Raw genomic sequence first — 14,331 nt, 5'->3', positions numbered from 1 at the left:
CTGCCGCCACCTTCTCCCCGCTGGGGAGAGGGGACTGCCGCGCCGTCTCTTTTCCCCCTTCTCCCCTCGGGGAGAAGGTGCCCGAAGGGCGGATGAGGGGGCCGCACGGCACCACACGTCCTCGCGAAGGAGGTATCTAATGGACAAGTCCACCTTCGAAGACCGCAAGCTTATCATATCAGGCCCGATGCACGGCTCGCTGCGGCATGATTCAGCGCATAAGCATGTCACCGGAACCGCTGATTATATCGACGATATTCCCGAACCCGCAGGTCTGCTGCATGGCGCCCTCGGCCTCTCCGACCGGGCGCATGCCGAAATCCTCAGCATCGACCTTTCCGCGGTCGCCGCCTATCCCGGCGTCGTCTGGGTCTTTACCGGCAAGGACGTGCCCGGTATCAACGACGTCAGTTCCAACGGCAGCCATGACGAGCCGCTGCTGGCTGAAACTTTAGTTCAGTTTCATGGCCAGCCGATCTTTGCCGTCATCGCCGAGACGCGTGATGCCGCCCGCCGCGCCGCGCTGCTGGCAAAGATCGACTATCGCGACCTGCCGCATTGGAGTGATATCGACGGCGCGCTCGCCAATGGCAGTCCGCTCGTCATCACCCCGATGACGCTGCGGCGCGGCGAGCCGGACACGGAAATGACCAATGCCGCCATACGTCTGAAAGGTCAGATGCGCATCGGCGGGCAGGAGCATTTCTACCTCGAAGGCCATATCGCCGTGGCGATCCCCGGCGAGGATGACGAGGTCACCGTCTGGTCCTCGACGCAGCACCCGAGCGAGATCCAGCACATCGTCGGCCACGTGCTCGATATCCCCTCGAACGCCGTGACCGTCAACGTGCGCCGCATGGGCGGCGGCTTCGGCGGCAAGGAAACGCAGGGCAATCAGTTCGCAGCGCTCGCCGCCATCGCCGCCAAGAAACTCGGCCGCGCGATCAAATTCCGCCCGGACCGCGACGAGGACATGAGTGCCACCGGCAAGCGCCACGATTTCCTCGTCGATTACGAACTCGGCTTCGACGCCGAAGGCCGCATCCATGCGGTAGACGCCACCTATGCGGCGCGCTGCGGTTTCTCCTCCGACCTCTCGGGACCGGTAACCGATCGTGCCCTCTTCCATGCCGATTCCAGCTATTTCTATCCGCATGTGCATTTGACCTCGAAGCCGCTGAAGACGCACACTGTCTCCAACACCGCCTTTCGCGGCTTCGGCGGACCGCAGGGCATGCTCGGCGCCGAACGCTTCATCGAGGAGATCGCCTATGCCGTCGGCAAGGATCCGCTCGATGTCCGCAAACTGAATTTCTACGGCCAGCCGGGTTCGGAGCGCACACTCACCCCCTATCATCAGGAGGTTGAGGACAATATCATCGCCCGCATCGTCGAGGAGCTGGAGGAAACGGCCGAATACCGGGCGCGGCGCAACGCCATCATCGCCTTCAACCGCGACAGCCGCTACATAAGAAAGGGCATCGCGCTGACGCCGGTGAAATTCGGCATCTCCTTCACCATGACCGCCTTCAATCAGGCAGGCGCCCTCGTGCACATCTATCAGGACGGCTCGATCCACCTGAACCATGGCGGCACCGAAATGGGCCAGGGCCTCTATACCAAGGTGGCGCAGGTGCTGGCCGACAGCTTCCAGGTCGATATCGACAGGGTGAAGATCACCGCGACGACGACGGCCAAGGTACCGAACACCTCGGCCACCGCCGCCTCCTCCGGCTCGGACTTGAATGGCATGGCAGCCTATGACGCCGCTCGCCAGATCAAGGAACGGCTTGTCGCCTTTGCCGCCGAGAAATGGGATGTTGGACCTGCCGACGTCGTCTTCCTGCCGAACCGCGTGCGCGTCGGCGAGATCGAGATCCCCTTCCCCGATTTCATCAAGCAGGCCTATTTCGCCCGCGTCCAGCTTTCCGCCGCCGGCTTCTACAAGACGCCGAAGATCCACTGGGACCGCAAAGCCGGCCGCGGCACGCCCTTCTATTATTTCGCCTACGGCGCCTCCTGCACCGAGGTGTCGATCGACACACTGACCGGCGAATATCTGATCGACCGCACCGACATCCTCCACGATGTCGGCCGCTCGCTGAATCCGGCGATCGATATGGGCCAGGTCGAAGGCGCCTTCGTGCAGGGACTGGGCTGGCTGACGACGGAAGAACTCTGGTGGGACGAAAAGGGCCGACTGCGCACCCATGCTCCCTCGACCTACAAGATCCCGCTCGCCTCCGACCGTCCGAAGATCTTCAACGTGCGCCTTGCCGAATGGTCCGAGAACACTGAGGCCACCATCGGCCGCTCCAAGGCCGTCGGCGAGCCACCCTTGATGCTGGCGATCTCGGTGCTGGAAGCGCTGTCGATGGCCGTGGCAAGCGTCGCCAACTACAAGGTCTGCCCGAGGCTCGACGCCCCTGCGACGCCGGAACGGGTGCTGATGGCGGTCGAGCGGATGAAGGCTCGGGCATGACGACGCGGGACCCACACGTCTCAGCAAGATGAAGCCGATATCACGAAAAGGCGGCCTGGCAAGACCGGCCAGGCACGCAGGCTTCGCCGAAACGAAACCGAGGAGGAATATCGGCTTTGGGGCGAACTACGCAATCGGCAGCTGAACGGATACAAATTTGCACGGCAAGTTCCGCTCGGGGCTTACGTTGCCGATTTTTTATGCCGGGAGCAGCGATTGGTTGTCGAGATTGATGGTTTTCAGCATGCAGCCAATCCCCTTGATAGTATCCGGACACAATGGCTGAACGGCAATGGTTACGCGCTGCTGCGTTTCTGGAACCATGAGATCACACGAGAAAGACGTGCGGTTTTGGAGACGATTTTAGCAGCACTTGAGGGGCAGATATTCGAGAGGGATGATACCCTTCGTTTCTATCCTGCGATCGTTCGTACGGAGAGTTTATAAAAGTAATGCGCTTGAACCAGGCCCCCTCATCCGACCCTTCGGGCCACCTTCTCCCCGCTGGGGAGAAGAGGGGAGCAAGCCTATTGCGCATCCTTCCCACTGCGGACGCTTTTAGGGGGCAAGACGTTGCCACATACCTCTTCTCCCCAGCGGGGAGAAGGTGCCGGCAGGCGGATGAGGGGGTTTTCGCGGCATATTCCGAGGGGCGCGAGGCCATCCCATGACCGACATCCGCCGCTTCCTCATCGCCCACCCAGACTGCATAATCGTCGACATCATCGGCACACAAGGCTCGACCCCGCGCGAGGCCGGTACCTTCATGCTGGTATCGCAAACCGCATTGTGGGGCACGATCGGCGGCGGGCAGTTCGAGTTCATGGCGATCGCGAATGCGCGGGACATGTTGGCGGGAACCGGCGGGATGGCGGAGATGGATATCCCGCTCGGGCCTGACATCGGTCAGTGCTGCGGCGGACGCACGCAATTGCGGTTTCGCCGGGTGACGCCGGCGGTTGCCGAAGAAATCGCGGCCAGGCTAACCAGTGAGATCAAGCGTCTGCCGGAGGTCTATCTCTTCGGTGCTGGCCATGTCGGCCGGGCGCTGGCAACGGCCCTTGCGCCGCTGCCGCTGTCGGTGACCGTCGTCGAGACGCGACAGGAGGAACTCGCCAACCTGCCGCCCGAGACGAAGACGCGGCTCATGCCGATGCCCGAAGCGCTGGTGAAGGATATTCCGGCTGGGGGCGCGGTCGTCATCCTGACGCACGACCACGCGCTGGATTTCCTCATCGCCCGCGAAGCGCTGGAAAAAACGGATCTCGCCTATGTCGGCATGATCGGCTCGGCAACCAAGCGCGCCACCTTCGCCAGCTGGCTTTCCCGTGAAGGCGGCGGCGAGCGCGGCTGGATGGAGCGGCTGACGCTGCCGATCGGCGGCGCGGCGGTCAGGGACAAGCGCCCTGAAGTGATCGCCGCCATGACCGCCGCCGAGATCCTGACGGCGCTTGGCGCCTACCGCATGCGCTCGTCTTCGTAATAGGGATCGCGTCCGTCGAGGAAACCGAGATCGCGCTTGACGCGATCGGGCGCCGTGTCGAGATCGAGGCTGGGCATGCGCCAGATCCGCGCCAGCCGGCCGCCGATGCGCCGGAAAATTCCGATGGTCGGCTGCGGCAGGCTCTGTTCGATAGCATAGCAATCCATGACATCACCTCGATGGTTTGATGGTATGAGTTGCAGTTTGCCGGTAAAAATGCTGCAATTCCAATCGAACAACCGTCTGCCTGCATCAAGAGAACTTATCCATGAAGCTGTCGAAGCAATTCCCGCTGAATGCGTTGCGCGTCTTCGAAGCCGCTGCCCGGCTCGGAAGTTTCACCAAGGCGGGCGACGAGCTCGGCATGACGCAGACCGCCGTCAGCTACCAGATCAAGTTGCTGGAGGAGAATGTCGGCGAGCCGCTCTTCCTGCGCCGTCCCCGCCAGATCGCACTGACAGACACCGGCGAGCGGCTGGCGCCGAAGGTGACCGAAGCTTTCGCCATGCTGCACGACGCGATGGCAACGGCCCGCGACAGCGTCGAAGGCACGCTCGCCATTAGTTCCACCCATACCTTCGCCTCGAAGTGGCTGGCGCCGCGCCTTGGCTCCTTCCATTTGAAACATCCGGCCATCGCGGTGCGCTTTCAGGCGAGTTCGGATATCATCGACTTCGCCCGCGAGCAGATCGATGTCGGCATCCGCTGGGGCGACGGCAACTGGCCGGGGCTGGCGCTGCACCGGCTGATGGGCCTGGAGTTCACGCCGATGCTAAGCCCGAAGCTGGCGGAGGCAGCAGGCGGCATCAGGGAGCCGCGCGATCTCCTGAACTTCGATCTCTTCGACGCAGGTGACATCTGGTGGAAACAATGGTTCGAGGCAGCCGGCGTCACAGACACGGATCTCGATCGGCGCCCGCGCAACCAGCTCGGCTCTCAGGCGGTGGAAGCCGATGCGGCGATCGCCGGCCATGGCGTCGCCATCCTTCATCCTGCCTTCTATGCGGCCGAGATCGCGCTTGGACGGCTCTATCAACCCTTCGAACTGACCCGCAGCGACGGCAAGGCCTACTGGCTCGTCTACCCCGAAAACCGTCGCAACGTGCCCAAGATCAAGGCCTTCCGCAACTGGATCCTCGAAGAGATGAAGGCAGCCGGAAATTGATGCATGTCACCTAAAAATGTGCAGCCATTTTCGGACAACGACATGCCGGACCCGGTTCGTGAGCCGGGTCCGGTCCAGTGGCTCAGCTTCAAAATCCCATTTCCGGCGCATAGAAACAGCGCGGCGTATCCTCGTTCGGGAACAGACAGAGATGATAGTCGTTATCGCCGGATTGCATCGCCTTCGTCATCGGCAGCAGGAAGACATGAGCATGCGTGACCAGCCGGTGGTCGCCCGGCACCAGCGTCACACGATATCCGCCTGGCGTTACCGCCACGCTTTTCGAAGGGATCATTTGGCAATCGCCGTTATGACTGTTGCCGTTGCAACAATAGGGGTCGTAACTCCACCCCGAGGGTGCGTCGTGAGCCATCGCCAACGACGCATACGCAATCATCACACACGTCAGAATGCTGCGCATGGGCATCTTCTCCGTTGATGAATGCGCCGCCGATGATCTAACGGTTCTTATTTTATTCCGGCGGCCTGCAAAATAACTGTAATCGAGTCGTCGCAGTTCAAGGTCTGCTGAATTAGCAGATCATGTATAAGGCAGGGATAATGCACAACCTTCTCGGCAGCTTTTAGGCACGCGACAGCAGATCGACGATGCGGCCGCGATCGGCAGCTTCGGCAAAACCGCCGGAAATCGTCAGCGGAGCGCCGAAGATCTCGACGAGCCCGTTGCCGAGGATGAGACCTTCGCCGTCCCGGCATGCGAGAATGGGGGTTGCCGTCGTCTCGCTGTAGCGCAGCAGCGCGGAGAAATAGCCGGAATCGCCGTTCAGATGCGGGACGAATTCGAAGGGCAGGAGATCAAGAGCCTCGCCGTCCTGCACCGCGTCAGGCGAACCGCCGGAAAAGAGCGCGTCGACGGCGATTGTCGGCGTCATCAAAATCGCCCCGGCGCTGGTTCCGACGACGATACCGTCATCACGCGCCCATGCGCGTAGCTTCTCCAGCATGCCGCTTTGGCGCAGCCGTCTCAGAAAATCGCCGGTGTGGCCGCCGGTGAGATGAATGGCGCTACAGGAAAACAGCCGGCCGATCTCCTCGTCGCCGGCAAGCGCGTCGAGATCGAAGAAGAGATCGAGGGAAAGCCCGTAGCTGAGATAATACAGCCGTTTCTCGTTGAAAAACTCCCGCTGCGGCTCCGGACCGGAGGCGATATAGCCGATGCGGTTACCGCGCGACAGAATCAGCGCGGCAAGCCGCCGGTCCATCGGCGCGTTTTCGGCGATGAACTGATCGCTGTAGAGTGCGGTGATCATTCCGTTGCTCCTTTGGCCGCGTCAGCGATTGAGCGTGTGGTCCTTCAATCTCCTCTTCCCTCCCCGCCAAAATTTCCGCAATGTCACGAGTCGGAGGAAGATAGGGGAACTCGATGTATGAATATGCCATAGCATGGGAATGGCTCGCCTTCGCGGCGCGCTGGTTCCATGTCATTACCGCGATCGCCTGGATCGGATCGTCCTTTTATTTCATCGCGCTCGATCTCGGATTGGTGAAACGCCCGCATCTGCCGCCCGGCGCCTATGGCGAGGAATGGCAGGTCCATGGCGGCGGCTTCTATCATATCCAGAAATATCTGGTGGCGCCCGCTCAGATGCCCGAGCACCTGACCTGGTTCAAATACGAGAGCTATTTCACCTGGATATCAGGCTTCCTGATGCTGTGCATCGTCTATTACGGCGGCGCCGACCTCTTCCTGATCGATCGCCACGTGCTCGATATCAGCCCGCCCGTCGCCATCCTGATCTCGCTGGGGTCGCTTGCCCTCGGCTGGGTCGTCTACGATCTGCTCTGCAAGTCGCCGCTCGGGCGGAATACCTGGGGACTGATGGCGGTGCTCTATGTCGTGCTCGTCTTCATGGCCTGGGGCTATACGCAGCTCTTCACCGGCCGCGCCGCCTTCCTGCATCTCGGCGCCTTCACCGCGACGATCATGTCGGCCAACGTCTTCATGATCATCATTCCCAACCAGAAGATCGTCGTCGCCGACCTCATCGCCGGACGGGTTCCCGATCCCAAATATGGGCAGGTCGCCAAGCAGCGTTCGCTACACAATAACTACCTGACGCTGCCCGTCATCTTCTTCATGCTGTCGAACCATTATCCACTGTCCTTCGGTACGCAGTTCAACTGGGTGATCGCGGCTCTGGTCTTCCTGATGGGCGTCACCATCCGCCACTGGTTCAACACCACGCATGCCAGGAAGGGCCGGCCGACCTGGACCTGGATCGTCACCGTCATTCTCTTCATCCTGATCATGTGGCTTTCGACTGTGCCGAAGCTGCTGACCGGCGAAACCGATGCGGCGGCTGTCGCGCCCGCCTTCCAGCAATTCGCCGGCGATCCGCATTTCCCCGCCGTCAAGCAACTGGTCTCGACGCGCTGTTCCATGTGCCACGCGGCCGAGCCGGTCTATGAGGGTATCGTGCGGCCGCCCAATGGCGTGATGCTCGAAAACGACGCGGAAATCGCCGCCCATGCCCGCGAGATCTATATACAGGCGGGCCGCAGCCATGCCATGCCGCCCGGCAACATCACTGACATCACGCCGGACGAACGCAAGCTGCTGGTCGCCTGGTTCGAGAGCGCAGTCGAAGGCAAGAAACAATGACGACGACACTCCTGCGCGGCCGCCTGCTTTCCTTTCACCGCGCGCCGTTAAGCCTCGCCGACAGCCAAAGCTATCTTTACGAGGAGGATGGCGGCCTGCTGGTCGAAGATGGGCTGATCACGGCAGTCGGCCCCTATGCCGACGTCAAGGCAAAAGCAGCCGCGGACACGGCCGAGATTGACCACCGCCCACATCTGATCATGCCCGGCTTCATCGACATGCACCTGCATTTTCCGCAGATGCAGGTGATTGCCTCCTACGCCGCCAACCTGCTCGAATGGCTGAATACCTATACCTTTCCCGAGGAATGCCGTTTCGTCGAAAGCGCGCATGCCGAAAGGATCGCCACGCATTTCTACGACGAGTTGATCCGCCACGGCACGACGACGGCGGTCGCCTATTGCTCCGTGCACAAGACCTCGGCCGATGCCTTCTTCGCCGAGGCGATGAGGCGCAATATGCGCATGGTCGGGGGCAAGGTGATGATGGACCGCAATGCCCCGCAGGGCCTGCTCGACACGCCCGAGATGGGCTATGACGAGACCCGCCAGGTGATATCGGACTGGCATGGCAAGGGCCGCAACCACGTCGCCATCACCCCACGCTTCGCTATCACCTCGACACCGGCGCAGATGGAAGCGACATCAGTCCTTGCCCGCGAATTTCCCGATCTGCACATCCAGACGCATCTTTCGGAAAATCACGACGAAATCAGATTCACCTGCGAACTCTATCCCGACGCGATCGACTATACCGACATCTATGCCCGCTACGGCCTGCTCGGGCCGAAAAGCCTCTTCGGCCATTGCATACACCTGTCCGAGCGCGAGGCCGACGCGATGAGCGAGGCGGGCGCCGTCGCCGTCCACTGCCCGACCTCGAACCTTTTCCTCGGCTCCGGCCTGTTTCCGCTGAAGGCGCTGACGCGGCGGGAAAAGCCGGTTCGCATCGGCGTGGCGACCGATATCGGCGGCGGTTCCAGCTATTCGATGCTGCGGACGATGGACGAAGCCTACAAGATCCAGCAGCTGCTCGGCGAACGGCTGAACCCGCTGGAAAGCTATTACCTGATGACGCGCGGCAATGCCGAAGCCCTGTCGCTGGCGGACCGGATCGGCACGCTGGAACCCGGCACCGAGGCCGATCTCGTCGTTCTCGATGCAACGGCGACACCCGCCATGGCGCTGAAGATGGAAGTCGTGAAGACGCTGCCTGAGGAACTCTTCCTGCTGCAGACGATGGGCGACGACCGGGCGATCGCCGAGACCTATGTGGCCGGCGTTGCGTCAAAGGCGGGGCTTTGCTGACACGCCCTGTTACTCTCGAATTCGGACCGTGAAGGCAGCCCGGCGCGGCCCCAATTTCTCCCGTAACGCTCCTGCCAAATTCATGTTATGGCCGATGGCCGCATTCAGATGTGAAGGTTCAATTCATGGCCACTCCTCTCACCATCGCTGACTTGAAAAAGCTCGCACAGCGCCGTGTGCCGAAAATGTTTTTCGACTATGCGGATTCGGGCGCCTGGACGGAAGCGACTTACGCGGCGAACGAGAGCGATTTCAGCCAGATCAAGCTGCGCCAGCGGGTGATGGTCGATATGACCAACCGCACGCTGGCAACAACGATGATCGGCCAGAAAGTGTCGATGCCGGTGGCGCTGGCGCCAACCGGCCTGACCGGCATGCAGCATGCCGACGGCGAGATGCTGGCGGCACGCGCCGCCGAGGAATTCGGCGTTCCCTTCACGCTTTCGACGATGAGCATCTGCTCGATCGAGGACGTGGCGTCAGCGACGACACGGCCCTTCTGGTTCCAGCTCTACGTGATGAGGGACAAGGATTTCGTCTTCAACCTTATCAATCGCGCCAAGGCCGCCCGATGCTCGGCGCTGGTGCTGACGGCTGACCTGCAAATCCTCGGCCAGCGGCACAAGGACCTGCGCAACGGTCTGTCGGCGCCGCCGAAATTCACGCCGAAACATGTCTGGCAGATGGCGACCCGGCCCTTCTGGTGCCTGGACATGCTGCAGACCAAGCGCCGCAACTTCGGCAATATTGTCGGCCATGCGAAAAATGTCACCAATATCGCCTCGCTCTCCGCGTGGACGCACGAGCAGTTCGATCCGCGGCTGTCCTGGACGGATGTCGCCTGGATCAAGGAAGAATGGGGCGGCCCGCTGATCATCAAGGGCATACTCGATCCGGAGGATGCGAAGGCAGCCGCCGACACCGGCGCCGATGCGATCGTCGTCTCCAATCACGGCGGCCGTCAGCTTGACGGCGCACCCTCTTCGATCAGCATGCTGCCGAAGATCGTCGATGCCGTCGGCGACCGCATCGAGGTCCATCTCGACGGCGGCATCCGCTCCGGGCAGGACGTGCTGAAGGCCGTGGCGCTCGGCGCCAAGGGTACCTATATCGGCCGCCCCTTCCTTTATGGTCTCGGCGCCATGGGCAAAGAAGGCGTATCTCTGGCGCTCGACATCATCCGCAAGGAGATGGATATCACCATGGCGCTCTGCGGCAGGCGCGACATCAACGATGTGAATTCCTCAATCATCGCCGGACGGCAGTAAAGCTGCAGTCCGCGGCGGGCGGACGCCACCACGGTTCCCTCAATTCCCGAAAATGGACGCTGCTCATTCCTACTAACTGCACGTTAAGCTTAGGTTGTCTTTTTAGCGCAACCTCTTGAAAGCACAAAAGCGGTGCTTTATGTTTTGTCTATGGCTACCACAGGCAAGACACCGCACCCATCGCTGCTGCGCTACACGCTGGCGCCTGACGACAGTGCCCGGCAGGCGCTGGACGACACCATAGCCGCCTATCTCAGGATGATCGAAATCCTGACCGGCCTCGTCTCCGACAGGACGGGCGCCAATCTCGTCGTGCTGCATGACCTTGCCTATGAAACCGTCCGCGAGCAGACGGGCTTGCCGGCAAGGCTGGTCACGCTCGGCCTTCGCGATTTCGCCGCCAATCGCGGCGTGACCGCCGATCCGCCGCATCTGCCGCTCGATGACAAGCTCTTCGCCATCAAAGGCCCCTCGGACCTGACGATCGCCACGGTGCACGGACGTGTTGCCGTGCCCTTCGATGTCGCGGGTTATTCACGGGGATGGGAGAGTATTTTTCCGGCCTACCTCGTTGCCGGCCAGGATCGCTACGAGATTCACATCGGCGTTACGCCGAATTCCGCTCGGATGGAGGAAAACATGACGAACGAAGGCATTCTCTCACGCATGGGTCGCCTGATCGCGGGCATCGCGAATGCGGCGATCGACAAGGCGGAAGGCGTAAACAAGATCGCCGTCATCGAACAGGCGGTCCGCGAGATCGATGCGGCGGCTGATGAGGCCCGCACCGATCTCGGCAAGGCGCGTGCGGAGGAATACCGCATCCAGAGCCGCAGGGACGAAATCGTCGAAGACATGAACGCGCTAGACCAGAAGATCCGTCTCGCCGTCTCCTCCGGGCGGGATGAGCTGGCAAAGGCCGGCGTCGCCCGTCAGATCGATCTCGAATCCCAGATCGCAGCGCTCGATAAGGCGCTGGCCGATGCCAGTGAACAGGTGGACGAAGGCCAGAAAGCCTTGCAGGCCGTGCTCGCCACGCGCCGCGAGGCGGACGCTCGCCTTGCCGATTTCAAGCGCAGTATCGCCCGGCATCCCGAACAAGCAGCGACCGGTCACGGCCAGCCCGCACCGGGTGCAGATGCTGCCCGCGCTGCCGCAGCCGTCTCGCGGCTGACCGGAGTTCCCGCCGGCGAGCATGGCCACAGTTCCGAATTGGACGAACTCGACCGACTGCACCGCGAACAGGCAATCGAAGCCCGGCTCGCGCGCTTCAAGGCGGATAACCGATAACACGATGGCACTCCTTTTCTCCCCTGAATGTGCGCCCTTTGCCATCGCCGCAGCGATCCTTGTCGGCCTGACCGCGATCGAGATGCTCGCGATGGTGATGGGTTTTTCGATGACGGAATTTCTGGGAAAGCCGGAGGTTCATGGCCATGACGGCGTCCTGGCTTACCTCTCCTGGCTCAATCTCGGCGGTGTTCCCCTGTTGATTCTCCTGATGCTGACGCTTGGCTTCTTCGCGATGACGGGCTTTGCCTTGCAGGCGGTCGCCAACGCCTTCTGGGCGCCGCTGCCAAGCTTCATCGCCGTCATTCCTGTCGCCCTGGCAACAATCCCCATGGTCCGGGCATCGAGCAGAACCGTGGCGCGGCTCGTACCACACGACGAAACCTATGCCGTCGATCTCGACGCCTTGCTCGGCCGGACAGCCGAGGTGTCGATCGGCCCGCTCGATCAGGGACTGCCGGGCCGCGTCCGCGTCAAGGATCAGCATGGAAACTGGCATGTGCTTCGAGCCCGAGCCGCCAAGGGCGAAGGTCCGCTCGCGATCGGCGCTTCGGTTCTTCTCGTCGATCACAAGGCTAATGTGTTTATCGCCATTCCCGCGCCGGTCGACCCCGCCGATGCGGACAATCAATCTTTGAGGGAGCAGCAATGATGTACGACGTTATTCTACCAGCCGGCATTGGTATTGTTCTGATCTTCGGCATCGGTTTTGTCCTCGCCTCTCTTTACACGCGCTCCAGCCGCGATGAGGCCTATGTGCGCACTGGTCTCGGCGGCCAGAAGGTCGTCCTCGACGGCGGTTCGGTCGTCCTGCCGATCTTCCATTCGACTGCCCGGGTTAACCTGAAGACACTGCGCCTCGAGGTTCGCCGCGGCGAAGGCGATGCACTGATTACCAAGGACCGTATGCGCGTCGATATCGGCGCCGAATTCTATGTGCGCGTGAAACCCGATGCCTCCTCGATTGCGCTTGCAGCTCAGACACTCGGCAACCGCACCAATGACGCCGAGGCTCTCCGCATCCTGATCGAGGCGAAATTCGTCGACGGCCTTCGCTCAGTGGCCGCGACGATGAATCTCGACGCGCTGCAGGAACAGCGCATGGATTTCGTCAAGGCCGTGCAGGAAGCTGTCGGCGCCGATCTCCAGTCGAACGGCCTCGAACTCGAATCCGTGTCGCTGACACGCCTCGACCAGACCGACATCAAGCATTTCAACGCCAACAACTTCTTCGATGCGCAAGGTCTTGCAGCATTGACCCGCATCACCGAGGGACGCAAGAAGGAACGAAACGAGATTGTTCGCGACACTGAAGTCGCCATCGCCCAGAAGGATCTCGAGGCCCGCCAGCAATCGCTGACCATCGAGCGGACGAAGCGAGAGGCCGAACTCAGCCAGGAACGGGACATCGCCAACAAATCGGCAGCGACACGCGCCGAAACCGCGCAGCAGGAGCAGGCCGCAAAACGCGCCGAGGAAGAAGCCCGCATCGCTTCCGAACAGGCGATCGCCGAACGCGAGGCATCTGCCAAGCAGGCTCGCGAAAGCGCCAACATCGACGCCGCCCGCGCCGTCCAGCAACGCGAAACCGAAGCCAAGCGTGACCTCCAGATCGTGGCACAGGAGAGCGCGATCGCCGTTGCCAACAAGAGCCGTGAAGAATCCGAGGCGAAGGCGGCTGCGGAAACGGCCCGCGCGCTGGCGATAGCGGCAGAAGAAAAGGTTGGCACCGCCAAGGCGATCGAGATTGCCGAACGCGAAAAGCAGATTGCCGTCATCGACGCACGCAAGAAAGCCGAGACGGAAGCGACCGCCGTCACGGTTGGCGCTGAAGCCGAAAAACAGGCAGCAAGCGACCAGGCCGAGGCCATCAAGACGCTTGCGACCGCCGAGGCGGATGCGGCGATCATCAAGGCCAAAGGCATTCTCGAAACCGGCAAGGCAGCGGCCGAGAGCGAGGCATTGCTCAACGACGCTCGCAACAAGTTGAGCTCTGCTATCATCGAGTTCGAGATCACCCGAGAACGGATCCGCATCATACCGCAGGCGCTCGCCGAGGCGGTCAAGCCGATCGAGAAGATCTCCGATATCAGGATATTCGACACCGGCGGCATCCTCGGCCGCGGAAACGGTGCGGCCGGCGGAAACGGCATCGGGCTCGGCGAAGGACTGGCCGGCCAGCTCCTCTCCTACCAGGCGAACAAACCGATCCTCGACAAATTGCTGAAGGAAGCCGGCTTCGAAGGCGACGATGCCATCTCATCCCTCCTTGGAAATCTCGACGGCGCAAAACCGGCAAGACCGCCAGTCCCGGCAAAGCCGGCAACACCGGCCGTAGCCCCGACACAAACGATCATCCCTCCGGCACCGAAGCCGGCACCAAAGAAGGACTGATCGCCGCGCAAGCGAGTCTGGGCTAGAACAGGATGATTTTAGGCCGGTTCGGCCTAAAATCTGAATCCTATTCTAAATTAAATAGTTAGAGCAATTCCAGGAAAAGTGCGAAGCGGTTTTCCGTCCGGAATTGCGTGAAAACAAAAGGTTAGAGCGGTTCTGCGCTTCTGTGAAAAGCTGAACCGCTCTAGATGTGGAGCCTCAACAGGTTGTCTCGGTTGAGACCGAGGCGACCGATGGGTGTTTTTGATTTCAGGCTACCATGAGGACGATGCCAATTGTACATGTGGGTCCAGTTTGGCAGATGGGCTTTTCGGTG

At 61.4% G+C, this 14,331-nt stretch carries 13 protein-coding genes and 1 pseudogene; 10 read left to right on the top strand and 4 right to left on the bottom strand.

Going from position 1 to position 14,331, the window contains the following annotated elements; genetic code table 11:
* Positions 1–139: 139 nt before the first annotated feature.
* From xdhB to xdhC, 3 genes and pseudogenes are all read left to right on the top strand, one after another.
* On the top strand, positions 140–2,482 hold the full coding sequence (xdhB, locus tag B5P46_RS16785) for a xanthine dehydrogenase molybdopterin binding subunit (RefSeq protein WP_129419637.1): 2,343 nt from the start codon (positions 140–142) through the stop codon (positions 2,480–2,482).
* Positions 2,483–2,518: 36 nt separating this feature from the next.
* A pseudogene (locus B5P46_RS16780) lies at positions 2,519–2,929 on the top strand (endonuclease domain-containing protein); the annotation flags it as partial.
* 220 nt (positions 2,930–3,149) lie between these two features.
* Complete coding sequence (xdhC, locus tag B5P46_RS16770; RefSeq protein ID WP_129419634.1) at positions 3,150–3,965, top strand: xanthine dehydrogenase accessory protein XdhC; 816 nt, start codon at positions 3,150–3,152, stop codon at positions 3,963–3,965.
* Here xdhC and B5P46_RS16765 read toward each other — a convergent pair.
* Positions 3,941–4,132 (bottom strand): hypothetical protein, encoded by a 192-nt coding sequence (locus tag B5P46_RS16765; RefSeq protein WP_129419633.1) that lies wholly within the window; start codon positions 4,130–4,132, stop codon positions 3,941–3,943. The genes xdhC and B5P46_RS16765 overlap by 25 nt on opposite strands.
* A gap of 101 nt (positions 4,133–4,233) precedes the next feature.
* Between B5P46_RS16765 and gcvA the strand changes: the two genes are divergently transcribed.
* A complete protein-coding gene (gene gcvA, locus B5P46_RS16760) occupies positions 4,234–5,130 on the top strand; it encodes a transcriptional regulator GcvA (protein WP_027664042.1) in 897 nt (298 codons plus the stop codon).
* An 88-nt stretch (positions 5,131–5,218) separates the two neighbouring features.
* Here the strand turns inward: gcvA and B5P46_RS16755 are convergent, their stop codons facing one another.
* On the bottom strand, positions 5,219–5,551 hold the full coding sequence (locus B5P46_RS16755; protein WP_129419632.1) for a hypothetical protein: 333 nt from the start codon (positions 5,549–5,551) through the stop codon (positions 5,219–5,221).
* A 163-nt stretch (positions 5,552–5,714) separates the two neighbouring features.
* Positions 5,715–6,401 (bottom strand): Type 1 glutamine amidotransferase-like domain-containing protein, encoded by a 687-nt coding sequence (locus tag B5P46_RS16750; protein ID WP_129419631.1) that lies wholly within the window; start codon positions 6,399–6,401, stop codon positions 5,715–5,717.
* 113 nt (positions 6,402–6,514) lie between these two features.
* Here B5P46_RS16750 and puuD point away from each other — a divergent pair, with 113 nt between their 5' ends.
* The 6 genes from puuD (at position 6,515) to B5P46_RS16720 (ending at position 14,012) form a co-directional block, all read left to right on the top strand.
* Positions 6,515–7,753, top strand: coding sequence for a urate hydroxylase PuuD (gene puuD, locus B5P46_RS16745; protein WP_129419630.1), 1,239 nt, complete (start codon positions 6,515–6,517; stop codon positions 7,751–7,753).
* Positions 7,750–9,060, top strand: a complete 1,311-nt coding sequence (gene guaD / locus B5P46_RS16740; protein WP_129419629.1) for a guanine deaminase — start codon at positions 7,750–7,752, stop codon at positions 9,058–9,060. The genes puuD and guaD overlap by 4 nt, the downstream gene beginning before the upstream one ends.
* 125 nt (positions 9,061–9,185) lie before the next feature.
* The gene (locus B5P46_RS16735; RefSeq protein ID WP_129419628.1) at positions 9,186–10,328 is read left to right on the top strand and encodes an alpha-hydroxy acid oxidase; all 1,143 of its coding nucleotides are present in this window, start codon (positions 9,186–9,188) and stop codon (positions 10,326–10,328) included.
* A 132-nt stretch (positions 10,329–10,460) separates the two neighbouring features.
* The gene (locus tag B5P46_RS16730) at positions 10,461–11,618 is read left to right on the top strand and encodes a PspA/IM30 family protein (protein WP_129419627.1); all 1,158 of its coding nucleotides are present in this window, start codon (positions 10,461–10,463) and stop codon (positions 11,616–11,618) included.
* A gap of 4 nt (positions 11,619–11,622) precedes the next feature.
* The gene (locus B5P46_RS16725; RefSeq protein WP_129419626.1) at positions 11,623–12,270 is read left to right on the top strand and encodes an OB-fold-containig protein; all 648 of its coding nucleotides are present in this window, start codon (positions 11,623–11,625) and stop codon (positions 12,268–12,270) included.
* Positions 12,267–14,012 carry a flotillin family protein gene (locus B5P46_RS16720; RefSeq protein WP_129419625.1) on the top strand — a complete coding sequence of 582 codons (1,746 nt, stop codon included), beginning with the start codon at positions 12,267–12,269 and terminating at the stop codon, positions 14,010–14,012. The genes B5P46_RS16725 and B5P46_RS16720 overlap by 4 nt, the downstream gene beginning before the upstream one ends.
* A 187-nt stretch (positions 14,013–14,199) precedes the next feature.
* On the opposite strand, the gene B5P46_RS16715 is transcribed toward B5P46_RS16720, so the two are convergent.
* A partial coding sequence (locus B5P46_RS16715; RefSeq protein WP_164986507.1) for a transposase occupies positions 14,200–14,331 on the bottom strand: 132 nt, incomplete at its 5' end.

The organism is Rhizobium leguminosarum, from assembly GCF_004123835.1.
GTDB lineage: Bacteria > Pseudomonadota > Alphaproteobacteria > Rhizobiales > Rhizobiaceae > Rhizobium > Rhizobium leguminosarum_M.
This window is presented reverse-complemented; position numbering and strand designations above follow the sequence as displayed.